Origin of the sequence: Janibacter indicus (assembly GCF_900176385.1) — a bacterium.
Taxonomy (GTDB): domain Bacteria; phylum Actinomycetota; class Actinomycetes; order Actinomycetales; family Dermatophilaceae; genus Janibacter; species Janibacter indicus.
Map to the genome: position 1 here is coordinate 164,295 of NZ_FWXN01000004.1, position 24,687 is coordinate 188,981.

A 24,687-nucleotide genomic window follows, 5' to 3' on the forward strand; every position below is an offset into this window, starting at 1 on the left:
TCACCCTCGGACGTGCAGCAGGGCGTCGAGCCGTCCGGACCGGGTCAGCTCCTCGATCCGCCGGAGGCGGACGTAGCGCGGGCCCTCGAAGTCCTCGGTGGTCAGGCCGATGCGCCCCATGTCCTCGGCCAGTTCGGCGATGCCCCGGGTGATGGTCCACTCCGGGGTGAACGCGGGCAGCCGGTCGCCGAGCTTGCGGAAGTCGACACGGTAGTCGCGGGCGTCGGGGCCGGCGCCGTCCGCGAAGGTCACCGGGCGGCCGGTGAGCTCGGCGACGGAGGTCGCGATATCGCGGATCTGGACGACGTCTTCGTCGCGGCCGATGTTGAAGGCCTCGTCGTGGACGTCCTCGCGGGGCGCCTCGAGCGCGGCGAGGAAGGCCATCGAGATGTCGCGGACGTGCACGAGGGGCCGCCACGGGCTCCCGTCGCTCTGGAGCCGGACCTCGCCCCGGGTGAGCGCCGTACCGGTGAGGTTGTTGACGACGATGTCGGCGCGCAGTCGAGGCGAGGAGCCGTAGGCCGTCGCGTTGCGCAGATATGTCGGGCTGAAGTCGTCGTCCGCCAGCCGGCCGAGGAGGGCCTCGGCGCGCACCTTGCTCTCGCCGTAGGGCGTCACGGGGTTGAACGCGCTGTCCTCCGCCTTGAGCGCGCTGCCACCGGCCCCGTAGAGCGAACAGGAGGAGGAGAAGAGGAATCGTTCGGTCCCTGCCGCCTTGGCCGCAGCCCCGATGTGCCCGACGGCATCGGCGTTGACAGCGTAGGTGGCGTCGGGGTTCAGGTGGCCGATGGGGTCGTTGGAGATCGCGGCGAGGTGGACGACGGCGTCAAAGCCCTCGAGGTCGGCGGCGACGATGTCCCGCACGTCACCCGTCAAAGAGGTGTATCCACCCGGCTGGGGGCCGAAGTCGCACCCGTCGTACCAACCGGCGTCGAGGCCCACGACCTCGTGGCCAGCTGCTTGGAGGATGGGTACCAGGACGGCTCCGATGTATCCACGGTCGCCGTTGACGAGTACGCGCATTCAAGTCCCCTTCGCGCAGGGCCGGATCAGGAGTCGACCGGCTCCGCGATCGTCTCACACAGCAGACTCTCGGAGTAGAGCCTGCTGCAGGTGGAGGAGCGCCCGGCTAGCTTCCCGGAGCTCACCCGCGGCCGAGCCGTCGTGGCGCTGCGAACTCGCGCAGCGCCGGCGCCACCGGGCGTCCCCTGAGCAGGCCAGCGACACCCCCCTGCTCGATCGCCCGGGCGTACACCGGCAGCGCCTCGCTCACGGCCGCGACCGTGAGGTCGACGTCTGCGTCGGTGTGGGCGGCTGAGATGACGAAGGACTGGGCCAGGACTCCCCGCTGCAGGAGCTCCTGGAGGAAGAGTGTGCGGAAGGCCTGCGACGGGGCGCCCAGGTGGTCCTTGGTCGTGAAGACGGCGCAGGAGGGACGGCCGATCACCGAGACGTGCTCGTGCAGGCCAGCCTCGCGGGCGGCCAGGTTGACCTCGGCGGCCAGCCGAGCTCCCTGACGTTCCATGACCCCGACGATGTCCTCCTCGCGGTAGACGCGTGAGACGGCCAGGTACGCGGCGAGGCCCGTGGCTTCGGGGCCGTGCGTCGTCGACAGCAGGAAGACCCGGGAGTCGTCCGTGTTGAGGCCGCCTCGGTCGAGCAGTGCCCGCTTGCCCGCGAGGGCCGAGACGGCTAGGCCGTTGCCCAGGGCCTTGCCCCACGTCGACAGGTCGGGGGTGATCCCATACACCGACTGTGCGCCACCGCCGGACCAACGCATGCCCGTGATCATCTCGTCAAGGACGAGCACGACGCCCTGCTCGTCGGCCAGCGTGCGCAGCCCCTCGAGGAATCCCGGAGCAGGCTCGGCGAGAGCAGTGGCCGCTTCGAGGATGAAGCACGCGATGCGCCCCGGGTGTGCGTCGAGCAGCTCTCGGACGGAGTCGAGGTCGTTGTAGCGGAAGGAGACCGTCGTGCTGGTGTCGGCCGCCGGGATCCCGGCCTTCATCGGCGTCGTCCCGATGAACCAGTCCGCTGTCGAGAAGAAGGGTTGGGACGCGCAGACGGCGACGAGCGGCCGGCCGGTGGCGGCACGGGAGAGCTTCACCGCGGCCGTCGTGGCGTCGGAGCCGTTCTTGGTGAACTTGACCATTTCGGCTCCGGAGACCCGCGTCAGGAAGTCCTCTGCTGCGGCCAGCTCGAGGTGATGCGGTCGGCTGAAGCTCGTGCCGTCCGCGACCGCCCGGGTCACTGCTTCCACCACCGCGGGGTGGCCGTGCCCCAGGGTGACCGATCGCAGGCCCATCCCGTACTCGACGAAGATGTTGCCGTCGAGGTCCTCGACCCTGGCGCCGCTGCCACGGCGGATCACCGGTGCCATCCCCTCCGGGTACTGGTCGCAGCCACGGGCATAGGTGTGGGCGCCACCGGGAACGAGCTCGTGCAGCCGCTTCTGGGCGGCATTCGAAAGGCTGAAGCTGGTCATGATTCGTCCGGGCCCAGGTCGAGCAGGACCTTGTGGCTGTGGAATGCCTCCGCGTAGCGCGAACGGCACTCCACTCCCCGCAGGCGCATCACGCCGAGGAAGAGCTCCTCGTCCCACCAGTCCCGGCCGTGCTGGCTCGGGTACCCCCGGTGCAGCAAGGCGACCTTGCGGCGCGCCTGCTCCTCGGAGAGGGGGACGTAGTGGGTCGGAGGGGTCAGGTCGGCGTCCCACTTCGGGATCTCGTAGTGCAGTACGACGGCACTACGCCAGGACGTGGCGGCGAGCTGTCCGAGGAGCCGGTGGTCCTGGTGGGCGTCGTCGACCCGAGGAGCAAGGATCAGGTCGGGGGAGTGCACGGAGGCAAGCTCCTGGAGGGCCAGCTTGACGTCCTCCCACCGACCGGGCATTCGCCCGTCCGGGAGGTCAAGCACCTGGACACTCGCGCCGGGGACGAAGGACGGGAGAGCTGCCTCGGCCTCGGCACGCCGCTCCGGGGTGCCGGAGAGCACGACTGCGGAGACGGTGGTCACTGGACGGTGAGCGAGGGTGAGCAGCAGGCCGCCACAGCCGATCTCGATGTCGTCGGGGTGTGCCCCTAGGCACAGGACCGACAGGCCTCCCGGGGCAGGTCTGAAGGTCATCATCAGTGGGGTCCGGACAGTTCGATGGAGTGTGGGGGCCCGACCACCGAGGCGATGAAGTCGTCAAGGTGTGCGTCCACGAGTGCGCCACGGCGAAGGGATTCTCGATTGACCTGCTCGCCCGTCCTCACCGCCGACACCACGGCGTGGTTGACCTGACTGATCACTTCCTCGACGTCAATGGCTGAGACGTCGTGGGTCCATGACGACAACCCCAGCCCGGCCATGAGCTCATGGTGCTTGGGCCCGTAGGCCAGCGCGATGATCGGTCGCGCGGCCACGGCGGCACCGATGAGGTTGTGGAATCGGCTGGCGACGACGACGTCCTGCGCGGCCATGACCTCGACGAGGTCGTCGAAGGTCGCAGACGCCTGGGAGCGAACGGACTCCGGATCATGACCGTGCTCGGACACCGACCGCCGAACGTGCTCGAAGGTCGTGGAGTCCACCCGATCTCCGATCAGGAGCGTCACCTCGAACCCGTCGTCGAGCAGGCCCGCGGCGATCCGACCGATCGCCTCGGTGTAGTCCCGCTGGGCCGACGACCCGGTCGGCCCAGCGCTGTCGTCACCTGGCCAGGCCTGGACACCCAGACCGACCCGACGGCGTGGCCCTTCCCGAGGTGCTCGGCGGGCGGACGCGTCGGCCCGGCTGAAGGCAAGGTCCGACACGACGGGGTCATCAGCCACGTCGACCCCCAGACCCGCCACCGCTTGCCGTGAGAGTTCGTCCCGATAGGAGCGGCTCGCCGCCAGCGTGCTCGTCACGCGGTTGAGGTAGGCGGTGCGCGGGTCGCTCGCGCGGTCGGCGCCGACGGCGAGTAGATGCATCTTGGTCCCGGTGAGCCGAGCCAGGACCGCCGTGGCAGCCAGCGCCCAGGGCAGCCCCCATGCCCCGTCGCCGATGCCGCTCTCGAGGGTGCCCGAACCGGGAACGATGACGTGCCCGGTCCGATGCAGCAGCCGCGTCATGGCGACGAGGTCGCACAGCTTGACCCAGGCACGATCTGCCGTGCGATTGAACCTGCGCAGGGCCGTCGTCCGGGACAAGGACAGGGAGGTAAGCGGCAACCCCGTGGTGGTGGTCTGCGCCGGCCCGAAGGACAGGATCTCCATCGGCAACCGCGGGTGGAGCCGAGCGAAGGCCTCGGCAACCACGGCGAGCGAGATGTCGTTGCCGAGGTTGCCCGTCCCCAGAAACCCGATGAACAGCACGCTCTTCTGGTGTCGACGACCAGCCATCACGGAGTCGGCTCGACCGTCGGGACCGCAAGCGGCGACGACACCGGCGGCCGGGGGGAGCTCTGTCGCCAGACGGCCCACGGGCTGGTGCCGAGGCGGTACTGCTCCTGCAGGGCCGTGCGCTCCTTGAGGGTGTCCATCGGCGCCCAGAAGCCGTCGTACCGGACCGCCCGCATGCGTCCGTCGGCGGCCGCGCGCACGCACGCGTCCATGACGAGGTCCTCGTCCTCGTGCAGGTAGTCGAAGATTCCCTGGCGCAGGCAGAAGTACCCGCCGTTGATGGGGAAGGGCATCTCCGCGACGGGAGTGAGACCGGTGACCCTGCCGTCCTCGTCCATGTCGATGACGTGGAAGGACTCCTGCGGCTTGACGGCGAGCATCTGGCCTACGGCACCGGTGCGTCTGAACTCCTCGATGAGTTGGTTCATCGGCGCATCGGTGAGGACGTCCCCGTAGTTGGCCAGGAAGATCTCGTCGTCGCCGAGGTGGTGCCGCACGCGGCGCAGGCGCTCCCCGATCGCGGTGCTCAGGCCGGTGTCGACGAAGGTGATCGTCCACTCGCTGATGTCCGTGCCGAGCATCCGGATGTCCTCACCGCCCCGCCTCATCACGAAGTCGTTGGAGCCGGTCTCGTGGTAGTTGAGGAAGTACTCCTTGACCGCCTCGGCACCATGCCCCAGGCAGAGGACGAACTCCGTGTGACCGAAGTGCGCGTAGTAGCGCATCACGTGCCACAGCACGGGGCGCGGGCCGATGGGCATCATCGGTTTGGGCAGCGACTGGTTGTCTGCGCGCATGCGCATGCCGAGACCACCGCAGAAGAGGACGACCTTCATGGTTGGCTCCCTCCCGGACGGCCAAGGACCGTCACAGCTCCTCGAGGTGTGGCAGGGCGACGACGAGGCGGGTGCCCCGGTCGCGCAACGGCTGCAGTTGAGCAGCGATCTCCGTGCGCAGGTTCCACGGCATGATGAGCACGACGTCCGGACGCTCCTCGTCGAGGGCCTCGGTCGGGCGGATCGGGATGTGCGTCCCGGGAAGGAAGAGCCCGTGCTTGTGGGGGTTGCGGTCGACGGTGAAGGCCAACAGGTCGCGGCGGATCCCGCAGTGGTTGAGCAGCGTGTTGCCCTTGCCCGGCGCCCCGTAGCCGGCCACGGTGAGGCCCTCGCGGGAGCAGCCGACGAGGAACTCCAGCAGGTCGTTGCGCACGATCGCGACGGAGTCGGCGAACCCGTCGTGGCCCTCGAGGGTGTGCAGCCCCGCGGCCTCCTCGTCGGCGAGCACGCGGGCAACGGCGTCGCTGGGCGCTCCCGCCGACTCCGTGGGCCGGGACCACGTGCGTAGCGAGCCGCCGTGGGTGGTGAGCTCCTCGACGTCGACCACGGTCAGGCCGGCCGCCGCCAGCACCCGCTGCGTGGTCAGCAGGCTGAGGTACGAGTAGTGCTCGTGGTAGATCGTGTCGTACTCGTTGCCCTTGATCAGGCGAAGGAGGTGGGGGATCTCGATGCTCACGACACCGTCGTCGGCGACCAGCCGGCGCAGCCCCCTGCCGAAGTCGACGATGTCCGGGACGTGTGCGAAGACGTTGTTGGCGACGACCAGGTCGGCGCGGCCGTGAGCCTCGGCGATCGCCGCCCCCGTCTCTTCCCCGAGGAAGGTGGTCTCGGTGGGGATGCCCTTGCCGCGAGCCACCTCGGCGATGTTGGCGGCGGGCTCCACCCCGAGGGCGCGCAGCCCCCGGGCGACGACGTGCTGCAGGAGGTAGCCATCGTTGCTCGCGACCTCGACGACGAAGGCGTCGCTGTCGAGGCCGAGGCGCGAGATCGCGCCGTCGACGAAGTCCTTGGCGTGCTGCACCCAGGAGTCGGAGTACGAGGAGAAGTAGGCGTAGTCGCTGAAGATCTCCTCGGCGGGGATGTAGGCAGGCAGCTGCACGAGGAGGCACTCGGAGCAGATGCGGACGTGGAGCGGGTAGAAGATTTCACCTTGGTCCAGCTGGTCTGCCCTCAGGAAGCTCTCGCAGGGCGGCGAGGAGCCCAGATCGACGAAGGTGTCGCGCAACGGTGCGGAGCAGAGCCGACACGGTGGTGCGTCCATCTACACGTCCTCTTGTCCAGTGGCACCGGATCGACACCGGTGCCTGCACCGGCAACTATGCCAGCGCCCACCCGATGGACGCCATAGCCCTGCGGGGGCGAAGGCCGGTGCCGGGGAGCCCCTGAAGCGTCAGGCGGCGTGCCTGCCGATGGCGCTCTCGTAGTGCCCGACGAGCTGGTTCGTCAGGCTGCTCCACGAGCGCTCGGCGACCATGGCGGGACCCGCCGCACCCATCGCCTCGCGGCGGCTGGGGCTGTCGACGAGCTCGGCGACCCAGCGGGTGATGTCGCCGCGCACCTCGGGGTCGAAGAGGTACCCGGAGCGGCCGTGGTCGACGAGGTCGAGCGGTCCACCGACCGCGGGCGCGACGACCGGCAGGCCGGCCGCGGCCGCTTCCTGCAGCGTCTGGCCAAAGGTCTCCTTGGTGCCCGTGTGGACGAAGACGTCGAAGGCTGCGTAGGCGCGGGCGAGGTCGGCGCCCGTGCGGGGACCGAGGAAAGCCGGGGGCAGGTTGGGACGCCCGGGCCTGGCCGCGACCGCCTCGGCCAGGCGCGCGCCGAGCTCGTTGCGGCTCGGGCCCTCGCCGACGAGGACCAGGCGCGTGCCGAGCAGCTGCGCCAGCTCGGCGAGGCGGTGCAGCTCCTTCTCCGGGGCGAGCCGACCGACGTAGCCGAGGATGACCTCGCCGTTGGGTGCGAGCGCCTGCTTGAGGGCCAGGGTCTCCGGGTCGTCCTTCCACTCCGGCGTGAAGAGGCGGGTGTCGACACCGCGACCCCACAGGTCGGTGCGCGGGATCCGGTGCTCGCGCAGCTCCTCGAGCGTCGGGCGGCTCGGGGCGAGCGTCAGGTCGGCGCGCTCGTGCAGTCGGCGCACCCACTCCCACGTCAGTGTGGACACCCCGCGCCCGAGAGCCCCGGGGCCGTGCTGCTTGACGTAGTTGGGCATGTCGGTCTGGTAGATCGCCACGGTCGGCAGGTCGAAGGTCTCGGCGTTGTGCAGGCCGCGTGCCCCGACGAGGAAGGGGGAGGCGACGTGGACCACGTCCGGCCTGAAGTCGCGCAGCGCCCGGCGCACCCCCCGGGTCGGCAGGCCGGCGCGGAACCCGCGGACCGGGACCGCCGGAAGGGTCCGCACGACGTGCCCCGCGAAGGTCGCCGGGGCCGGGCCGGGAGCGATGATCATCGCCTTGTGGCCCTGCTCGCGCAGGTTCTCGGCCACCCGGCAGACGCTCGTCGTGACACCGTTGAGGCTGGGCAGGAAGGACTCGGTCGCAATAGCCACTCGCACGGTCTCCAATGTGACGGTGACGCCACCTCCCTTCGGTGTCGTGCAGGGGGGTGTCCGGTGATCATCAGGTGACGACTTGGTCCGCGAAGTAGGCGATGGTGCGCTCGAGGCCGTCGCGCAGATGGGCGCGCGGCTGCCAGCCGAGCGTGTCCTGGGCGCGGGTGATGTCGGGACGCCGCCGGGTCGGGTCGTCCTGGGGCAGCGGGCGGTGCTCGATTCGTGAGCCGCTGCCGGTGATGTCCAGGACGAGCTCGGCCAGCTCGAGCATCGTGAACTCGACGGGGTTGCCGATGTTGATCGGCCCGGTGACCTCGTGGGGTGTGGCCATGAGGCCCCTCAGACCGTCGACCATGTCGTCGACGTAGCAGAAGGAGCGGGTCTGGCTGCCGTCGCCGTAGATGGTGATCGGCTCGCCCGCGAGCGCCTGGACGATGAAGTTGGACACCACGCGGCCGTCGTCGGGCTGCATGCGCGGGCCGTAGGTGTTGAAGATGCGCGCGACCTTGATGCCGAGGTCGTGCTGGCGGCGGTAGTCGAAGAAGAGGGTCTCGGCGCAGCGCTTGCCCTCGTCGTAGCAGGAGCGGATGCCGATCGGGTTGACGTTGCCCCAGTAGTCCTCGGTCTGCGGGTGGACCTGTGGGTCGCCGTAGACCTCGGAGGTCGAGGACAGCAGGATCTTGGCCCTGGTCCGCTTGGCCAGCCCCAGCATGTTGATCGACCCGTGCACGCTCGTCTTCGTCGTCTGGACCGGGTCGCGCTGGTAGAAGATCGGGCTCGCCGGGCAGGCGAGGTGGTAGATCTCGTCGACCTCGACGTAGAGCGGGAAGGTCACGTCGTGCCGCATGACCTCGATGTTGGGGTGGTCGAGCAGGTGGACGAGGTTGCGGCGCGTGCTCGAGTAGTAGTTGTCGACGACGAGAACCTCGTGCCCCTGGTCGAGCAGGCTCTCGGTGATGTGCGACCCGATGAACCCCGCTCCTCCCGTCACCATTACGCGGCGCGGAGTCGTCGTGGTCTGAGCTGCGTTGGCGTCCATCGCGTCAGGCTATCGACCACGATGCCCGGTGCCCTCGCGGCGGTGAGCGTGAGTCCTCTCACCGGGTAGCGTGCCGCCATGACGACGTCAGGGGATCTTGATCGGTTGTGGGCCGTGGTGCCCGCCGGCGGCGCCGGGACGCGGCTGTGGCCGGTCTCGCGGGCGGAGTCGCCGAAGTTCCTGCACGACCTGACCGGCAGCGGCCGCACGCTCATCCAGGCGACCGTGGACCGCCTGCGGGTGCTGGCCGGCGAGCGGGTGCTCGTCGTCACCGGCGCCGCGCACGCCGACGCGGTGCGCGAGCAGGTGCCGGACCTGCCGGAGGACCTGCTGCTCGCAGAGCCCTCGCCGCGCGACTCGATGGCGGCGATCGGCCTGGCCGCGGCCGTGCTGGAGCGACGCGACCCCGACGCGATCATCGGCTCCTTCGCCGCCGACCACGTCATCAGCGACGAGGAGGCCTTCGCCGCGGCGGTCACCGAGGCCGTGGCCGTCGCCGCGCGCGACGACCTGCTCGTGACGATCGGCATCGAGCCGACCTTCCCGTCCACCGGCTTCGGCTACATCCAGATGGGCCCGCGGTTGCGCGCCCACCCGACCGCGGCGCGCGTGCGCCAGTTCGTCGAGAAGCCCGACGCGCGCAAGGCCGCCTCCTACCTGGCCACCGGCGAGTTCCGGTGGAACGCCGGCATGTTCGTCGTGCGCGCCACGACCCTGCTGGACCTGCTCGCCGAGTGGCACCCCGACCTGGCGGCGGGGCTGCGCGAGATCGCTGCCGACCCGAGCCTGCTCGAGAGCCGGTGGGAGACGCTCGAGAAGATCGCCATCGACCACGCCGTCGCCGAGCCGGCCGCCGACGAGGGCCGCGTGGCCGTCGTCCCCGGGACCTTCGACTGGGACGACGTCGGCGACTTCAAGTCGCTCTCCTGCCTGCTGCCGGCCGGCGACGGAGCCATGACCGTCGTCGGTGACCCCGAGCGCGTTCAGGCCATCGACTCCGGCGGGCTCGTCGTCTCCGGATCGGGCCGGATGGTGGCCGTCGTCGGCCTCGAGGACGTCGTCGTCGTCGAGACCGACGACGCCCTCCTCGTCGCCAGCCGCGAGCGCGCCCAGGACGTCAAGCTCGTCGTCGAGGCCCTCAAGGCTGCCGGGCGCACCGACCTGGTGTGACGCCGCGCGTTCACCCGGTGGGCACCTCCACGTCCCCGGCCGTGGACGTCGGTAGAGTCGCACCGCCATGACTGCTCCCCTCGCCCCGACGCTGCTGCGTGTCGTCGACCGGCTGGTGCCCGAGCTGATCGACTTCCGGCGAGACCTGCACCGCCACCCGGAGATCTCCTTCCAGGAGCACCGCACGACCGCGCGTCTGCGCGAGCGGCTGGAGGCCGCCGGGCTCGAGCCGCGCTCGGTGAGCGAGACCGGGCTCGTCGTCGACCTCGGGGCCGCCGAGCCGCGTCGCCGCGTCGCCCTGCGCGGCGACATCGACGCCCTCCCCGTGCGCGAGCGCACCGGCCTCGACTGGAGCTCGACCGTCGACGGTGTCTGCCACGCCTGCGGCCACGACGTGCACACCACGGCGCTGCTCGGTGCCGGGCTGGCGCTGGCCGAGGTCGCCGACGAGCTCGCGGCACGTCACGTCGGTGTGCGACTCGTCTTCCAGCCCGCCGAGGAGCAGATGCCGGGCGGGGCGCTCAAATTCGTCCAGTCCGGGGTGATGCAGGGCGTCGACACCGTCTACGCGGTGCACTGCGACCCCTCGCTCGACGTCGGCGAGATCGGCCTGCGCGAGGGTCCGCTCACCGCGGCTGCCGACCAGGTGACCGTCACCCTGAGGGGGCGCGGTGGGCACACCTCGCGGCCCTTCCTCACCGAGGACCTGACCTACGCCCTCGGCAAGGTCGTCACCGACGTGCCGGCCGTCCTCAGCCGCCGGGTCGACCCCCGCGCCGGGCTCGTCGTCGTCTGGGGACGCGTCTCTGCGGGCGAGGCGATCAACGTCATCCCCTCGACCGGCGTCGCGCAGGCCACGCTGCGCATGCTCGACGTCGGCCTGTGGGAGGAGATCGGTCCGCTGCTCCACGAGGTCGTCGCCGACGTCGTGCGGCCCTACGGCGTCACCGCGGCCGTCGACCACGTCCGGGGCGTCCCCCCGGTGGTCAACGACTCGGCCGCCGTCGCCGCGCTCGGCCGGGCGACGATGGCCGCCGGCCTGCGCCCGGTCCCGACCCCGCACAGCCTGGGCGGCGAGGACTTCGCGTGGATGCTCCACGAGGCGGAGGGCGCGATGGCCCGGCTCGGGACCCGCACCCACGGCGGCCGCACCTTCGACCTGCACCAGGGCGACCTCGTCGTCGACGAGGGTGCGGTGCGGGGCGGCACCGCGCTGCTCACCCTGGCCGCGGCGGGGGAGTGGACCCGCGTCGAGGACGCCTGACCCGCAACCTTGCACCCGGGTGAGGGTTTTCCCCCTTCGGTCGCGGTCTCATAACAGTTGGTCCCACCGATCACACGGACTCCTGACGTGGGGGCTGCCGCGACGTAGCATCCCGCGATGGCGCTCGTGCGTCACTCGTACCCCTGCTCGAGAAGGAGAGCGCCTTGCGTCACACCGTGAAGGCCGCATCGATCATGTCCGTCGCCGCCCTGGCCCTGACCGCCTGCGGCAGCAGCGACTCGGGTGGTGACGCCACGTCCGGGGAGGGCAGCGACGTCAAGGCCTGCCTCGCGTACGACGTGGGTGGCCGCGGCGACCAGTCCTTCAACGACTCGGCCGCCAAGGGCCTGGACCAGGCCAAGGAGGAGCTCGGCGTCGAGATCGAGGAGGTCGAGGCCAGCCAGGGCGAGAACGACGCTGCCCGCGAGGACCGCCTCAACCAGCTCGTCGACGCCGACTGCACCAACATCATCGGTGTCGGCTACATCTACGCCAAGGCGATCGGCGGGGCGGCCAAGGACAACCCGGACGTCTCCTTCGCGATCATCGACGACGCCTCGGCCGACTCCGAGGGCGACAACGTCGCCCAGCTCGTCTTCGCCGAGCACGAGGGTTCCTTCCTCGTCGGCGCGGCCGCGGCGCTGAAGTCCAAGAGCGGCAAGGTCGGCTTCATCGGTGGCACCGACGTGCCCCTGATCAACAAGTTCGAGGCGGGCTTCAAGGCCGGCGCCCAGGCCGTCGACCCCAAGATCGACATCCAGACCAAGTACCTGGCCGAGGACGGCTCGGGCTTCGCTGACCCGGCGAAGGGCAAGACCGCCGCCGAGGGCATGTATGACAAGGGCGCCGACGTCATCTACCACGCGGCCGGCGGCTCCGGATCGGGCCTCTTCGAGGCCGCCAAGGCCAACAAGAAGATGGCCATCGGCGTCGACTCCGACCAGGCCAAGACCGCGGAGAAGGACGTCCAGGACGTCATCATCACCTCGATGGTCAAGAACGTGGACGTCGCGGTCTTCGACTACATCAAGGCCTCGACCGAGGGTGAGCCGCTCACCGGCCTCCAGGAGTTCGACCTCAAGGACGGCGGTGTCTCGTACGCCACCACCGGCGGCAAGATCGACGACATCACCAAGGAGCTCGACGACTACAAGCAGCAGATCGTCGACGGGAAGATCACCGTCCCGTCCAAGTGACGCCGACCGGCACCCCGGGGCCCGTTCGCACGCACTGCGTGCGACCGGGCCCCGGCCCGTCCGGGATCGCTACCCTTCGCCTGCGGCACCAACCCGCGGACGTCCCACGGAGGCACCATGAGCACGACCGTCCCAGACCCCCCTTCGGCCTCGAGCCCACCCACCGGTGACCTCGCGGTCGCGGTCGAGGGCATCACCAAGCGCTTCCCGGGCGTCGTCGCCAACCGGGACATCTCCTTCGGCGTCGAGCGGGGCACGGTCCACGCGATCGTCGGTGAGAACGGTGCCGGCAAGTCGACGCTGATGAAGATTCTCTACGGGGTCCAGCGGCCGGACGAGGGGACCATCTCCGTCGGTGGCGAGCCCGTCACCCTGCACAGCCCGGCCGACGCGATCAAGCACGGCATCGGCATGGTCTTCCAGCACTTCATGCTCGCCGACAACCTCACCGTCGCCGAAAACGTCGTGCTCGGCGCCGAAAAGCCGCACGGCATCGGTGCCGCGGCCCGCGCCGAGATCACCCGGATCTCCGACGAGTACGGCCTCGGGATCGACCCCCGCGAGCTCGTCGCCGACCTCGGCGTCGGAGCCCGGCAGCGCGTCGAGATCCTCAAGGTGCTCTACCGGGGTGCGCGCACGATCATCCTCGACGAGCCCACCGCGGTGCTCGTGCCGCAGGAGGTCGACGAGCTCTTCGACAACCTGCGCGAGCTCAAGCGCGAGGGCATCACGGTGCTCTTCATCTCGCACAAGCTCGACGAGGTGCTGTCCGTCGCCGACCGGGTCACCGTCATCCGCCGCGGCACCACCGTCGACACCGTCCTGCCCCAGGACGTCACGGCCCGCCAGCTCGCTGAGCTCATGGTCGGGTCCGAGCTGCCCACCCCGGAGACCGAGGAGTCGACGGTCACCGACCGCGTCGTGCTCTCCGTCCGGGACATCACCCTCGCCGGCGCCGGGCGCAACGCCCTCGAGGACGTCACGCTCGACATCCACGCCGGCGAGGTCGTCGGCATCGCGGGCGTCGAGGGCAACGGCCAGGCCGAGCTCGTCGAGGTGCTCATGGGCATGCGCGAGCCGGTCAGCGGCAGCATCGAGCTCGAGGGCACCGACATCTCCGACTGGGACGTGCGCCGCATCCGCGAGGCAGGCGTCGGCTACATCCCCGAGGACCGCCACCGTCAGGGCCTGCTGCTCGACGCCCCGCTGTGGGAAAACCGGATGCTCGGTCACCAGACCCAGGCCCCTGCCTCCCGCCGCGGGATCCTCACCCCGTCGGACGCGCGCGCGGACACCGAGCGGATCGTCGCCGAGTACGACGTGCGCACACCCGGCATCCACGTCACCGTCGGCTCGCTGTCCGGCGGCAACCAGCAAAAGCTCATCATCGGGCGCGAGATGAGCCATGCACCCAAGGTGCTCATCGCCTCGCACCCGACCCGTGGCGTCGACGTCGGAGCCCAGGCCGCGATCTGGGACCTCATCCGGGAGGCCCGTCGCGAGGGCCTGGCGGTGCTGCTCATCAGCGCCGACCTCGAGGAGCTCATCGGCCTCTCCGACACGATCAAGGTCATCCTGCGCGGACGCATCACCGGGGAGTTCGACCCCGACAAGGTCACGAGCCAGGAGCTCGGCAGCGCCATGACCGGCGCCGGGAAGGACGCCTCATGAAGCTCAGCCTCCGTCGCCTCCTGCTGACGCTGGCCGCCCCCGCGCTCGCCATCGTCGTCGCCTTCGTCGTGACCTCGCTCGTCCTCGTGCTCGTCGGTGACCCCGTCGGCAAGGTGTGGTCGACGCTCCTGTCCGAGCCGCGCCCGCGCACGATGGTCAACATCATCAACAGCGGGATCACGTACTACATCGCGGCCGTCGCCGTCGCCGTCGGCTTCAAGATGAAGCTCTTCAACATCGGCGTCGACGGTCAGTACCGGATCGCCGCCTTCGCCGCGGCGCTCATCGCCGGTCAGGGCTGGCTGCCCGGGGTGCTCAACATCGTGCTCGCGATGCTCGTCGCGATGCTCGTCGGTGGCTTCTGGGCAGGCATCGCCGGCTGGCTCAAGGTCCGCCGCGGAGTCTCCGAGGTCATCTCGACCATCATGCTCAACACGATCTCCGCCGGACTCGTCGGCTGGGGGCTGCGGACCTGGGGCCAGCGCGCCGAGGGGAGCAACACCCGCAACACGCAGGAGATCCCCGAGTCGAGCCAGCTCGAGGGCTTCGCGGTCTTCGCCGACGCACCCAACCGGGTCTACACGCTGCTCGTGCTCGCGATCGCGATCGGCATCGCCTACTGGTTCGTCATCAACCGCACCCGGTTCGGCTTCGACGTGCGCGCCACGGGTGAGTCCGAGTCGGCCGCCGTCGCGAGCGGTGTCAAGGTGCCGCGCATGGTGCTCATCGCGATGATCGCCTCCGGCGCCGTCGCCGGCCTCATCAGCATGCCGGCCTTCTTCGGGGCCGACCACAGCTACGGGCTGAACTTCCAGGAGGGCGTCGGCTTCATCGGCATCGGCATCGCCCTGCTGGGTCGCAACCACCCGGTCGGCATCGCCTTCGCCGCGCTCCTGTGGTCGTGGCTGGAAAAGGCGAGCGACGGCCTGCAGCTGCAGGCCGGCGTCTCCCCGGCGCTCGTCTACATCATCCAGGGCGTCATCCTGCTGGCCGTCGTCATCGCCTACGAGGTCGTCGCCCGATTCGAGCGGCGCTTCGAGCAGAAGCAGGTCACCCGCCAGCTCGATGCCGGCGTCACCACGGAAGGAGCCACGGCATGAGCCTGAGTGTCGGCACCGAGACCGAGATCGCTCCGTCCACGACTGCCCGCCGCATCCCCTTCTGGGCCTGGCCGCTCGCCCTCGCCGGCGTCCTCGTCGCGCTCTCCGCGATCCGTCTGGTCACGGGGATCAGCGACATCTCCTCCTCCGGCACCCTCGGTGCCACCCTGGCGCTCGCCATGCCCCTCGCCCTCGCGGGTCTCGGTGGCCTGTGGTCCGAGCGGGCCGGGGTCATCAACATCGGCCTCGAGGGCATGATGATCCTCGGTACGTGGGGGGCCGCCTTCGGCGCGATCCACGGCGGCCCGTGGATGGGCATCGTCGGTGCCATGGTCTGCGGCGCGGTCGGCGGGCTCGTCCACGCCCTGGCGACCGTGACCTTCGGCGTCGACCACATCGTCTCCGGTGTCGCGCTCAACATCGTCGCCTTGGGCGTCGCGAGCTACCTCGCCGCCCGCTTCTTCGGCGAGCTCGAGGGCGGCAGCGACGTGCAGTCGCCGCCACTCCCTTCGCTCCCGCGGGTGGGCATCCCCGGCATCTCCGACCCGCTGAAGTCCGTCGAGGACAAGGGCTGGTTCTTCGTCTCCGAGCTCGCCGCGCTGCTGCGGGCCGCCACGACCAACCTGTCGATCCTCACCGTCATCGCCCTGCTGCTCATCGTCGGCACGTGGTGGCTGCTGTGGCGCACCCCCTTCGGCCTGCGGGTCCGCTCGTGCGGTGAGTCGCCGGTCGCCGCCGAGACCCTCGGCGTCAACGTCTACCTCTACAAGTACGTCGCGGTGACGGCCTCCGGTGCACTCGCCGGTCTCGGCGGCGGCTTCCTCGCCATGGTCGCGTCCAACGCCTACCGCGAGAGCCAGACCGACGGCCGCGGCTACATCGGTCTCGCGGCGATGATCTTCGGCAACTGGCGCCCCGGCGGGGTGCTCATGGGTTCTGGACTCTTCGGCTTCATGGACGCCCTGCAGCTGCGCGGTGGCGGCGACGCGATCCACGCGCTGCTCCTGCTCATCGCGGTGCTGCTCGTCGGTCTCGGCCTGTGGCAGGTCCTGCGCCGCCAGCGCTACGTCCAGGGCACCATCGCCGTCGCCATCGGTGTCGCCGTCGGCGTGATGTTCGTGATCACCGAGACCGTCCCCGGCGACGTCACCCGGTTTGCGCCGCACCTGACGACCCTGCTCGTCCTCGCCTTCGCCAGCCAACGCCTGCGCATGCCGGCGGCCAACGGCAAGGTCTACCGCCGCGGAGAGGGCCACTGACGTGGCCGGCCCCGCCGCGACGGACTGGCAGCGACTGCGCGAGGCCGCGGTCGAGGCGATGGAGCGGGCCTACGCGCCCTACTCCAACTTCCCCGTGGGCGTGGCCGGCTACGCCGACGACGGGCGCCTGCTGAGCGGGTGCAATGTCGAAAATGCGTCGTACGCCGTCGGCCTGTGCGCCGAGTGCGGGCTGATCAGCGACCTCGTGCGCACCGGGGGCGGCCGGCTCGTCGCCGTGTGGTGCGTCGATGCGCGAGGTGAGACGCTCATGCCCTGCGGCCGCTGTCGCCAGCTGCTGTGGGAGCACGGCGGGCCGCAGTGCCGCATCCAGACGCCGGAGGGCGAGCGGGGCCTCGCCGAGATCCTGCCCCAGGCCTTCGGTGCCGATGACCTGACGAAGGGAGCACCGTGACCGAGCAGCACGACGCCGTCGACATCATCCGGACCAAGCGGGACCGCGGGGAGCTGACGCCCGAGCAGATCGACTGGGTCATCGACGCCTACACCCGAGGGGTCGTCGCCGACGAGCAGATGTCCTCGCTCGCGATGGCGATCCTGCTCAACGGCATGACCCGTCCCGAGATCGCCCGGTGGACCGCGGCGATGATCGCCAGCGGCGAGCGGATGGACTTCTCCGGCCTGAGCCGGCCGACCTCCGACAAGCACTCGACCGGTGGGGTCGGCGACAAGATCACCCTGCCGCTCGCGCCCCTCGTCGCGGTCTTCGACGTCGCGGTGCCGCAGCTGTCGGGCCGCGGTCTCGGCCACACCGGCGGCACCCTCGACAAGCTCGAGTCGATCCCCGGCTGGCAGGCCGACCTGACCAACGACGCGATGCTCGCCCAGCTCGAGGACGTCGGCGCGGTCATCTGCGCCGCGGGTGCCGGGCTGGCCCCCGCCGACAAGAAGCTCTACGCCCTGCGCGACGTCACCGGCACCGTCGAGGCGATCCCGCTGATCGCCAGCTCGATCATGAGCAAGAAGATCGCCGAGGGCACCGGGGCGCTCGTGCTCGACGTCAAGGTCGGCTCGGGGGCCTTCATGAAGACCCGCGAGGACGCGAGCGAGCTCGCGCGCACGATGGTCGACCTCGGCACCGACGCGGGGGTCAACACCGTCGCGCTCATCACCGACATGTCCGTGCCGCTCGGTCTGACCGCCGGCAACGCCCTCGAGGTGCGCGAGTCCGTCGAGGTCCTCTCCGGCGGCGGGCCGCAGGACGTCGTCGACCTCACCGTGGCCCTGGCCGACGAGATGACCCGCGCCGCGGGCCAGGAGGTCGGTGCCGACGAGCTGCGCGCCGCGCTGTCCGACGGGCGGGCGATGGACGTGTGGCGCCGGATGATCTCGGCGCAGGGTGGCGACCCCGATGCCGACCTGCCGACCGCTGCCGAGACCGAGACGATCACCGCCGACGCCGACGGTCACCTCGAGCACGTCGACGCACTCGCCGTGGGTGTCGCCGCCTGGCGCCTGGGTGCCGGGCGGGCCCGCAAGGAGGACCCGGTGCAGGCCGGCGCCGGCGTCGAGCTGCACGTCCGCCCGGGTGAGCGGGTGAGCGCGGGCCAGCCGCTGATGACGCTGCACACCGACACCCCGGAGCGCTTCGCGCGGGCGCAGGAGTCTCTGGCGGGCGCGTGGCGGATCAGCGACGCGGCGCCGGCACAGCGCGAGGTCGTGCTCGACCGGATCACCGCCCGGGAGGCCTGACGTGCCCGAGCTCAACGCCGAGCCCTCGATCATCGACGTCCCGGGCGGCAAGGTCATCGCCGAGCACGTCGGCCGGGTCGCCACCGGCAGCACCGCGATGTCGGTGGCCCACATGAAGGCCCCGGCCGGGTGGTCCGAGCCGGCCCAGCGGCCGGACTTCGACGAGGTCACGCTCGTCGTCGCGGGGACGGTCCTCGTCGAGCACGACGCCGGCACCACCGAGGTGCACGCCGGGCAGAGCATCGTCACGCGGGCGGGGGAGCGGGTGCGCTACTCGACCGGCGACGCCGGTGCCGAGTACGTCGCGATCTGCGCCCCCGCCTTCGCCCCGGACACCGTGCACCGCGAGGATGAGGCATGAGCCTCGACGAGGCCGCGATCCGGGCCCTGCCCAAGGTCGTGCTGCACGACCACCTCGACGGGGGTCTGCGGCCGGCCACGGTCCTGGAGATCGCCGACGAGGTCGGTCACGAGCTGCCGGTGAGCGGTGCCGACCGGACCGCCGAGGGGCTGGCCCGGTGGTTCCGCGAGTCCGCGGACTCCGGGTCGCTGGAGCGCTACCTCGAGACCTTCGCGCACACCGTCGGCGTCATGCAGACCGCGTCGGCACTGCGGCGCGTGGCCCGTGAATCGGTGCTCGACCTGGCCCGCGACGGCGTCGTCTACGCCGAGTCCCGCTACGCCCCCGAGCAGCACCTGGCGGGTGGGCTGAGCCTCGAGCAGGTCGTCGAGGAGGTCGACGCCGGCTTCCGCGAAGGGGAGGAGCTGGCCGCCGCCGAGGGGCGCCCGATCGTCGTCCGGTCGCTGCTCACCGCCATGCGGCACGCCGCGAAGTCGCGGGAGATCGCCGAGCTGGCCGTGCGCTACCGCGACCGGGGTGTCGCGGGCTTCGACATCGCGGGCGCCGAGGCCGGGTACCCGCCGAGCCGGCACCTCGACGCCTTCGAGTACCTACGCCGCGAGAATGCGCACTTCACGATCCACGCTGGGGAAGCCTTCGGTCTCCCGAGCATCTGGGAGGCGCTGCAGTGGTGCGGCGCCGACCGTCTCGGGCACGGCGTGCGCATCGTCGACGACATCGGCTTCCGCGGCGCGACGGTGACCGACGACCCCCTGGCGGCCAACGAAGCAGCGCGCGAGGACCCCTCGCAGCTGCGGCTCGGGCGTCTGGCCGCCTTCGTCCGTGACACCCGGGTGCCGCTCGAGATGTGCCCGCACAGCAATGTCCAGACCGGGGCGGCGCCGTCGATCGCGGCGCACCCGATCACCCTGCTGGCCAAGCTGCGCTACCGGATCACGCTCAACACCGACAACCGGCTGATGTCCGACACGTCGATGACCCGCGAGATGCACGCCCTGGTCACCGAGGCGGGCTGGGACCTCGACGACCTGCGCTGGGTGACGACCAATGCGATGAAGTCGGCCTTCCTCCCCTTCGACGAGCGTCTGGAGCTCATCGAAGGGACGATCAAGCCCGCCTACGCCGCCGCTGCAGCCGCCGGCTGACTCGCTCCGCGGTCGATCGCGTCGCCGCGAGCGGTGGAGGTGAACACGCCGACGAGTCCTCGGCGTGTTGACCTCCACTGGTCATCCACAGATCGGTGGCGAGGCGTCCCACCCTCCACAGACGAAGGGCGGAGCCGTGCTGCCCGTCGGCTGTCGACTGTGCTGTGGCGATGATCCAACGCGCCAGGACCGTGCACGAGGTTGCCACCCGTGCGGCTGCCGATCACGACGGAGTCGTCAGCCGGCGGCTGCTCCGGGCCGTGGGGGTCGACCGGAACGAGGTTCGCCGTCAGCTGCGAGCCGGTCGGTGGCGATCACACGGCAGGTGGACCATCGCTGTGCACACCGGTGACCTCAGCCCCCTGGCCCGACGGTGGCGGGCCGTGTGGGAGGTCGGTGAGCGCATCGCCGTGATCGACGGGGCCAGCGCCCTGCACCACCGCGGGCTCAAGGGGTTCACGACCGAGGGCATCCACGTCTCGATCCCGCACACCGCGACCCCGCACGCGGTCGAGGGCGTGGTCCAGCACAAGGTGCGCCGACCCTCCCCGCGGCCCGTGGCCCCGGGCGCCCTGCCCGTCGCTACCCCCGGCCCGGCCGCGGTGCGGGCCGCCCACTGGGCTAGATCCGACCGCGAGGCGGCCCTGATCCTGGTGCTCCCTGTCCAGCAGCGGCTCGTCACGGGCGACCAGCTCCTGTCGGCGACCACCAGCGTGCAGGGGCGGACCCGACGCAAGTTCATCAAGACCATCGCGGCCGACATCGCGTTGGGTGCCCAGGCACTCGGTGAGCTCGACTTCGCCCGGATCTGCCGTCGCCATGCACTGCCTGAGCCCGACCGGCAGGTCGTCCGACAGGGACCCCGTGGACGGATCTACCTCGACGTGAGGTGGGCCTGCGGGCTGGTCGTCGAGATCGACGGGGCCGGGCACCGGTGGGGGCTCGCGGTGTCGGAGGACAACCTGAGGCGCAATTCCGGCACTCTGTCCGGGGACCTGGTGCTGCAGATCGACACCGTCGGCCTGCGGCTCTTCGAGGACACCTTCATGGAGCAGGTCGTCGCGGCACACCGACTGCTCAGGGGTGGAGGTGTACACGCCGACGAGTCCTCGGCGCGTTTACCTTCACCCGAAGGCAAGGGAGCGGTGGGAGGGGCGACTCAGTAGGTGGCGCTCGGCCCGGCGTCGGCGGTCTGACCCGGCTCCGGGACGAGCAGACCGGCCGCGCCGACCTGCTCTGCCTCGGCGAGCAGCGCCGCGGTGCTCGAGGTGCCGATGCGGGTGACGCCCTCGGCGAGCATCGCCAGGAGGGTGGGGATGTCGCGGACGCCGCCGGAGGCCTTGACCTCCATGGAGTCGGGGGTGTTGGCCCGCATGAGCGCGACGTCGGCCAGGGTCGTGCCCCCGCCGGCGAAGCCCGTGGAGGTCTTCGTGAAGTCGGCCCCCGCGTCGGCGCTCGCCCGGCAGGCGTCGATCTTGGCCCGCTCGTCGAGCAGCGCGGTCTCGAAGATCACCTTGACGATGACGCCGGCCTCGTGGCCCACCTCGACGACCGCAGCGATGTCGTCGCGCACGGCCGTGACGTCGCCGCCGCGCAGTCGGCCGATGTTGAGCACCATGTCGAGCTCGGTGGCTCCGTCGGCGAGGGCCTGGCGGGACTCGGCGACCTTGGCCGCGGTCGACGTCGTGCCGTGGGGGAAGCCGATGACCGTGCACACCCGGGTCGGGCTGCCCTCGACGGAGGCGATGGCCTGCGCTGCCAGCGCGACGTCGCTCGGCCGCACGCACACGCTCCAGATGCGCTGGGCGGCGAGCTCGCGGACCGAGGCGGACACCTCGTCGGGCGTCAGCTCGGGCTTGAGCAGGGCGTGGTCGATGAGGTCGGCGACGTCCTGGACGGTCAGGGTCGTGCCGGGGGCGAAGGGGGGACGGCGGGTCATGCCCTCAGCCTAGGGCGTCGACCCAGCGCGACCCCACCTCGCGCAGCCGCCCGGAGCCGGCGGTCAGCTCGGCCACGAGGGGGCCCAGGGCGGCGACTTCTGTGGCCGGGACCCCGAGCGTCAGGGTGACCTCGGCGGCGTAGTCGGCGTCGACGACGTGCACGCCTCGTGAGCGTAGCTCGTTGTCGACCCGCCCGGCCTCGACGTGCGAGACGGTCAGCGCGTGCTCGACGACGAGCTCACGGCGCAGCACACCGACCTCGTCGAGCCCGGCCCGCACCGCGTCGCCGTAGGCGCGCACGAGCCCACCCGTGCCGAGCAGCACCCCGCCGAACCAGCGGGTGACGACCGCGACGACATCGCTCACCTCGTGCCCGGTGAGGACCTCGAGCATCGGGGCTCCGGCCGTGCCGGAGGGTTCGCCGTCGTCGGAGGAGCGGGTCACCCCCGCGTCGGGACCCAGGACGAAGGCGGAGCAGTGGTGCCGGGCGTCCCAGTGCTGCTTGCGCAGGCGCTCGACGACGGCCCGGGCACTCCCTTCGTCCTCGACTCGCTCGAGGGTGCACCGGAAGCGTGACCGCTTGACCTCGAGCTCGACCTCGCCGTCACGGGCGATGGTGCGGTACGACGTCGGGCCCACGGCACTCAGGCGCCGGCGAGCTCGCGCTCGGCCTGCGTGGGGGTGGCGCAGCGCGCGCCGAGCTCGACGTGCCGGGCGACGACGCGCGGCTCGTCCCGCATGAGGACCAGACCGCGGCGGACGAGGGTGAGCGGCGGCTTGCGGCGCTCCTTGAGGTCGCGGGCCAGCCGCAGTACGAAGGTCTTGAGCCGGTGGTGGCGTATGCACCAGGCGGAGTGGAGCAGCCCGGCCTCGCGCAGGGCGGGGATCGCCTCGGCCGCGAAGATGCCCTCCGCGACGACGAGGTCGTCGGGTCGCGCCGTCACGGTGTGCTCGCCCGTGGCCCGCGAGACGCTGATGTCGTAGATCGGCATCGCCGCCGTCCCGGTCGCCAGGAGGGCGCTCATCGCGGCGACGGCCGCCGGCTCGTCCCAGCTGTCGGGGTGGTCCCAGTCGACCATGCCGAGCTCCTCGCTGCGGGGCAGGTCGGGGGCGTCGAGGTCCTTGTAGAAGTCGTCGAGCCGCACGACCGGCCACCCGTGGTCACGATGCAGGCGGGCGGCGAGACGGGACTTGCCGGAGCCACTCGGCCCGGCGAGGACGACGACACGTCCGGTCGAAGGGGGCTGGGCTGGCGTCGGCACGAGAGCCAACAATACGTGGGTCGAGGTGCGAGGAACGAGCCTCGAGACCCTAGAGCGCCGTGAGCGACTCCATTGCCGCGCGCACCCGACCGAGCCGCTCGGCGGCCCGGTCCCGTGCCGGCCCCAGGTCGTCCTGGTCGGCGACCGGCTCGATCGCCTCGAGGTAGACCTTGAGCTTGGGCTCGGTGCCGGAGGGACGCACGATGATCCGGGAGTCGTCGTCGAGCAGGTAGCGCAGCCCGTCGGTCGGCGGCAGTCCACCGGCGCCGGCCGAGAGGTCCTCGGCGCTCGCGACGGGAGAGCCGGCGACCTCGGCGGGCGGTGTCTCGCGCAGCCGGGCCATGATCCGCCCGATGTCGGCGAGGTCCTCGACCCGGATGGAGAAGGCGTCGGTGGCGTGCACGCCGAGCTGGCGGTGCAGGTCGTCGAGCACGTCGAGCAGGGTCCGGCCCTCGGCCTTGAGGATCGCGGCGAGCTCGGCGATGAGCAGCGCCGCGGAGACGCCGTCCTTGTCACGCACGAGGTCGGGGGCGACGCAGTAGCCGAGCGCCTCCTCGTAGCCGTAGTGCAGGTCGTCGACGCGGGCGATCCACTTGAAGCCGGTGAGGGTCTCCTCGTGCGCCACCCCCGACAGCCGGCACATCGCGGCGAGCAGCCGCGAGCTGACGATGGAGTTGGCCATCCGGCGTCCTTCGGGGACGCCGCGCATGATCAGGTGCGAGGCGAGGAGCGCGCCGAGCTCGTCGCCGCGCAGGAGGCGCCAGCCGCCGTCGACGTCGCCGTCGGGCACGGCGACGGCGCAGCGGTCGGCGTCGGGGTCGTTGGCGATGACGAGGTCCGGGCCGCTCTCGCGGGCCGCGGCCAGGGCCGCGTCGAGGGCGCCGTCCTCCTCGGGGTTGGGGAAGGTCACCGTCGGGAAGTCGGGGTCGGGCTCGGCCTGCGAGCCGACCGTCTCGGGGGCGGCGAAGCCGGCCCGCTCGAAGGCCCGGCGCACCGTCGTGTCGCCGACGCCGTGGAGCGAGGTGTGCAGCACCCGCAGGTCGCGGGGCGTGTCGAGGCCGACGACCCCGGAGACGGCGTCGAGGTAGGCCTCGAGCAGCTCGTCGCCGAGCACCTCCCAGCCCGACTCGGCCCGCGGGACCGATGCGACGCTCGCGACCCGGTCGATCTGGGCGGCGATCTGCGCGTCGCTCGGCGGCACGATCTGGCTGCCGTCGCCGAGGTAGACCTTGTAGCCGTTGTCCTGCGGCGGGTTGTGGCTGGCGGTGACCATGACGCCCGCGTCGGCGCCGAGGTGCCGGATGGCGAAGGCCAGCACCGGCGTCGGCAGCGGCTCCGGCAGCAGCGCCGCCCGCCCGCCGGCGGCGGTGACGACCGCGGCCGTGTCGATGGCGAAGGCATCGGAGTTGTACCTCGCGTCGCGCCCGATGACGACGAAGGCGCCGTCCTGAGGTGCGACGGAGTCGCCTCGAAGGGGAGAAGCGCTCGCCTCCTGCAGGTGGGCCACGAGCCCGGCGGCGGCGCGGATGACGACGGCGCGGTTCATCCGGTGGGGGCCGGCGCCGAGGGCGCCGCGCAGGCCGGCGGTGCCGAACTGGAGCAGCCCGGTGAAGCGGTCGGCGAGGTCGGCGACGGCGGCCGGGTCACCCCCCTTCGTGGCTCCTTCGTCGCGCCTCAGGACGGCGCCTTCGGCAGCGGCCACGATCGCCAGCAGCTCGTCGCGGGTCACGGGGTCGGGGTCGTCGGCGGCCCACTCGCGCGCTGCGACGAGCAGGTCGTCGGGGACGTCGGCGGCGTGGCGGGAGGTGTAGCTCATGGGGGG

23 protein-coding genes are annotated in these 24,687 nt (G+C 71.3%); 11 read left to right on the forward strand and 12 right to left on the reverse strand.

Annotated elements, in window-relative coordinates:
- The 8 genes from B9B60_RS06015 to B9B60_RS06050 form a co-directional block, all read right to left on the reverse strand.
- The gene (locus tag B9B60_RS06015) at window positions 1-1,023 is read right to left on the reverse strand and encodes an NAD-dependent epimerase/dehydratase family protein (RefSeq protein WP_084450290.1); all 1,023 of its coding nucleotides are present in this window, start codon (window positions 1,021-1,023) and stop codon (window positions 1-3) included.
- Window positions 1,024-1,144: 121 nt separating this feature from the next.
- Entirely contained in the window at window positions 1,145-2,485 is a 1,341-nt protein-coding gene (locus B9B60_RS06020; RefSeq protein ID WP_084450291.1) for a glutamate-1-semialdehyde 2,1-aminomutase, read from the reverse strand.
- Window positions 2,482-3,129, reverse strand: a complete 648-nt coding sequence (locus B9B60_RS06025; RefSeq protein WP_084450292.1) for a PIG-L deacetylase family protein — start codon at window positions 3,127-3,129, stop codon at window positions 2,482-2,484. The genes B9B60_RS06020 and B9B60_RS06025 overlap by 4 nt, the downstream gene beginning before the upstream one ends.
- Window positions 3,129-4,367 (reverse strand): polysaccharide pyruvyl transferase family protein, encoded by a 1,239-nt coding sequence (locus B9B60_RS06030; protein WP_143445460.1) that lies wholly within the window; start codon window positions 4,365-4,367, stop codon window positions 3,129-3,131. The genes B9B60_RS06025 and B9B60_RS06030 overlap by 1 nt, the downstream gene beginning before the upstream one ends.
- Window positions 4,367-5,203: a sugar phosphate nucleotidyltransferase gene (locus B9B60_RS06035; protein WP_084450294.1), complete on the reverse strand. Its 837-nt coding sequence runs from the start codon at window positions 5,201-5,203 to the stop codon at window positions 4,367-4,369. The genes B9B60_RS06030 and B9B60_RS06035 overlap by 1 nt, the downstream gene beginning before the upstream one ends.
- Window positions 5,204-5,234: 31 nt before the next feature.
- Entirely contained in the window at window positions 5,235-6,464 is a 1,230-nt protein-coding gene (locus B9B60_RS06040; protein ID WP_084450295.1) for a class I SAM-dependent methyltransferase, read from the reverse strand.
- A gap of 129 nt (window positions 6,465-6,593) precedes the next feature.
- The gene (locus B9B60_RS06045) at window positions 6,594-7,745 is read right to left on the reverse strand and encodes a glycosyltransferase family 4 protein (protein WP_327078574.1); all 1,152 of its coding nucleotides are present in this window, start codon (window positions 7,743-7,745) and stop codon (window positions 6,594-6,596) included.
- A gap of 70 nt (window positions 7,746-7,815) precedes the next feature.
- Entirely contained in the window at window positions 7,816-8,787 is a 972-nt protein-coding gene (locus tag B9B60_RS06050) for a UDP-glucuronic acid decarboxylase family protein (RefSeq protein WP_084450296.1), read from the reverse strand.
- Window positions 8,788-8,865: 78 nt separating this feature from the next.
- On the opposite strand from B9B60_RS06050, the gene B9B60_RS06055 reads away from it, so the two are divergent.
- From B9B60_RS06055 to B9B60_RS06105, 11 genes are all read left to right on the forward strand, one after another.
- Complete coding sequence (locus B9B60_RS06055) at window positions 8,866-9,957, forward strand: mannose-1-phosphate guanylyltransferase (protein ID WP_084450297.1); 1,092 nt, start codon at window positions 8,866-8,868, stop codon at window positions 9,955-9,957.
- A gap of 67 nt (window positions 9,958-10,024) precedes the next feature.
- Window positions 10,025-11,221: an amidohydrolase gene (locus tag B9B60_RS06060; RefSeq protein ID WP_084450298.1), complete on the forward strand. Its 1,197-nt coding sequence runs from the start codon at window positions 10,025-10,027 to the stop codon at window positions 11,219-11,221.
- A 164-nt stretch (window positions 11,222-11,385) separates the two neighbouring features.
- Entirely contained in the window at window positions 11,386-12,417 is a 1,032-nt protein-coding gene (locus B9B60_RS06065; protein WP_084450299.1) for a BMP family lipoprotein, read from the forward strand.
- A gap of 117 nt (window positions 12,418-12,534) precedes the next feature.
- Entirely contained in the window at window positions 12,535-14,088 is a 1,554-nt protein-coding gene (locus tag B9B60_RS06070; RefSeq protein ID WP_084450300.1) for an ABC transporter ATP-binding protein, read from the forward strand.
- Complete coding sequence (locus B9B60_RS06075; protein ID WP_072625236.1) at window positions 14,085-15,188, forward strand: ABC transporter permease; 1,104 nt, start codon at window positions 14,085-14,087, stop codon at window positions 15,186-15,188. Before B9B60_RS06070 ends, B9B60_RS06075 begins: the two co-directional genes overlap by 4 nt.
- Window positions 15,185-16,447, forward strand: coding sequence for an ABC transporter permease (locus B9B60_RS06080; RefSeq protein WP_084450301.1), 1,263 nt, complete (start codon window positions 15,185-15,187; stop codon window positions 16,445-16,447). Before B9B60_RS06075 ends, B9B60_RS06080 begins: the two co-directional genes overlap by 4 nt.
- Window position 16,448: 1 nt before the next feature.
- Complete coding sequence (locus B9B60_RS06085; RefSeq protein WP_084450302.1) at window positions 16,449-16,859, forward strand: cytidine deaminase; 411 nt, start codon at window positions 16,449-16,451, stop codon at window positions 16,857-16,859.
- Window positions 16,856-18,157: a thymidine phosphorylase gene (locus B9B60_RS06090; RefSeq protein WP_084450303.1), complete on the forward strand. Its 1,302-nt coding sequence runs from the start codon at window positions 16,856-16,858 to the stop codon at window positions 18,155-18,157. The genes B9B60_RS06085 and B9B60_RS06090 overlap by 4 nt, the downstream gene beginning before the upstream one ends.
- A 1-nt stretch (window position 18,158) precedes the next feature.
- The gene (locus tag B9B60_RS06095; protein ID WP_084450304.1) at window positions 18,159-18,518 is read left to right on the forward strand and encodes a cupin domain-containing protein; all 360 of its coding nucleotides are present in this window, start codon (window positions 18,159-18,161) and stop codon (window positions 18,516-18,518) included.
- Window positions 18,515-19,663, forward strand: a complete 1,149-nt coding sequence (locus B9B60_RS06100; RefSeq protein ID WP_084450305.1) for an adenosine deaminase — start codon at window positions 18,515-18,517, stop codon at window positions 19,661-19,663. Before B9B60_RS06095 ends, B9B60_RS06100 begins: the two co-directional genes overlap by 4 nt.
- Window positions 19,664-20,001: 338 nt before the next feature.
- Window positions 20,002-20,829 (forward strand): hypothetical protein, encoded by an 828-nt coding sequence (locus tag B9B60_RS06105; protein ID WP_185220629.1) that lies wholly within the window; start codon window positions 20,002-20,004, stop codon window positions 20,827-20,829.
- On the opposite strand, the gene deoC is transcribed toward B9B60_RS06105, so the two are convergent.
- The 4 genes from deoC to B9B60_RS06125 are packed head-to-tail and all read right to left on the reverse strand — an operon-like array spanning window position 20,823 to window position 24,681.
- Complete coding sequence (deoC, locus tag B9B60_RS06110) at window positions 20,823-21,602, reverse strand: deoxyribose-phosphate aldolase (RefSeq protein ID WP_084450307.1); 780 nt, start codon at window positions 21,600-21,602, stop codon at window positions 20,823-20,825. The genes B9B60_RS06105 and deoC overlap by 7 nt on opposite strands.
- 4 nt (window positions 21,603-21,606) lie before the next feature.
- Window positions 21,607-22,242, reverse strand: a complete 636-nt coding sequence (locus tag B9B60_RS06115; RefSeq protein ID WP_084450308.1) for a YigZ family protein — start codon at window positions 22,240-22,242, stop codon at window positions 21,607-21,609.
- Window positions 22,243-22,247: 5 nt separating this feature from the next.
- A complete protein-coding gene (locus B9B60_RS06120) occupies window positions 22,248-22,865 on the reverse strand; it encodes a uridine kinase family protein (RefSeq protein WP_084450309.1) in 618 nt (205 codons plus the stop codon).
- Window positions 22,866-22,914: 49 nt separating this feature from the next.
- A complete protein-coding gene (locus B9B60_RS06125; RefSeq protein ID WP_084450310.1) occupies window positions 22,915-24,681 on the reverse strand; it encodes a phospho-sugar mutase in 1,767 nt (588 codons plus the stop codon).
- Window positions 24,682-24,687: the final 6 nt, after the last annotated feature.

Excerpts from the sequence above, each read along its gene's own strand:
- B9B60_RS06015 (WP_084450290.1), bottom strand. The coding sequence starts at position 1,023 with ATGCGCGTACTCGTCAACGGCGACCGTGGATACATCGGAGCCGTCCTG.
- B9B60_RS06020 (WP_084450291.1), bottom strand. The coding sequence starts at position 2,485 with ATGACCAGCTTCAGCCTTTCGAATGCCGCCCAGAAGCGGCTGCACGAG.
- B9B60_RS06025 (WP_084450292.1), bottom strand. The coding sequence starts at position 3,129 with ATGATGACCTTCAGACCTGCCCCGGGAGGCCTGTCGGTCCTGTGCCTA.
- B9B60_RS06030 (WP_143445460.1), bottom strand. The coding sequence starts at position 4,367 with ATGGCTGGTCGTCGACACCAGAAGAGCGTGCTGTTCATCGGGTTTCTG.
- B9B60_RS06035 (WP_084450294.1), bottom strand. The coding sequence starts at position 5,203 with ATGAAGGTCGTCCTCTTCTGCGGTGGTCTCGGCATGCGCATGCGCGCA.
- B9B60_RS06040 (WP_084450295.1), bottom strand. The coding sequence starts at position 6,464 with ATGGACGCACCACCGTGTCGGCTCTGCTCCGCACCGTTGCGCGACACC.
- B9B60_RS06050 (WP_084450296.1), bottom strand. The coding sequence starts at position 8,787 with ATGGACGCCAACGCAGCTCAGACCACGACGACTCCGCGCCGCGTAATG.
- B9B60_RS06055 (WP_084450297.1), top strand. The coding sequence starts at position 8,866 with ATGACGACGTCAGGGGATCTTGATCGGTTGTGGGCCGTGGTGCCCGCC.
- B9B60_RS06060 (WP_084450298.1), top strand. The coding sequence starts at position 10,025 with ATGACTGCTCCCCTCGCCCCGACGCTGCTGCGTGTCGTCGACCGGCTG.
- B9B60_RS06070 (WP_084450300.1), top strand. The coding sequence starts at position 12,535 with ATGAGCACGACCGTCCCAGACCCCCCTTCGGCCTCGAGCCCACCCACC.
- B9B60_RS06075 (WP_072625236.1), top strand. The coding sequence starts at position 14,085 with ATGAAGCTCAGCCTCCGTCGCCTCCTGCTGACGCTGGCCGCCCCCGCG.
- B9B60_RS06080 (WP_084450301.1), top strand. The coding sequence starts at position 15,185 with ATGAGCCTGAGTGTCGGCACCGAGACCGAGATCGCTCCGTCCACGACT.
- B9B60_RS06100 (WP_084450305.1), top strand. The coding sequence starts at position 18,515 with ATGAGCCTCGACGAGGCCGCGATCCGGGCCCTGCCCAAGGTCGTGCTG.
- deoC (WP_084450307.1), bottom strand. The coding sequence starts at position 21,602 with ATGACCCGCCGTCCCCCCTTCGCCCCCGGCACGACCCTGACCGTCCAG.
- B9B60_RS06125 (WP_084450310.1), bottom strand. The coding sequence starts at position 24,681 with ATGAGCTACACCTCCCGCCACGCCGCCGACGTCCCCGACGACCTGCTC.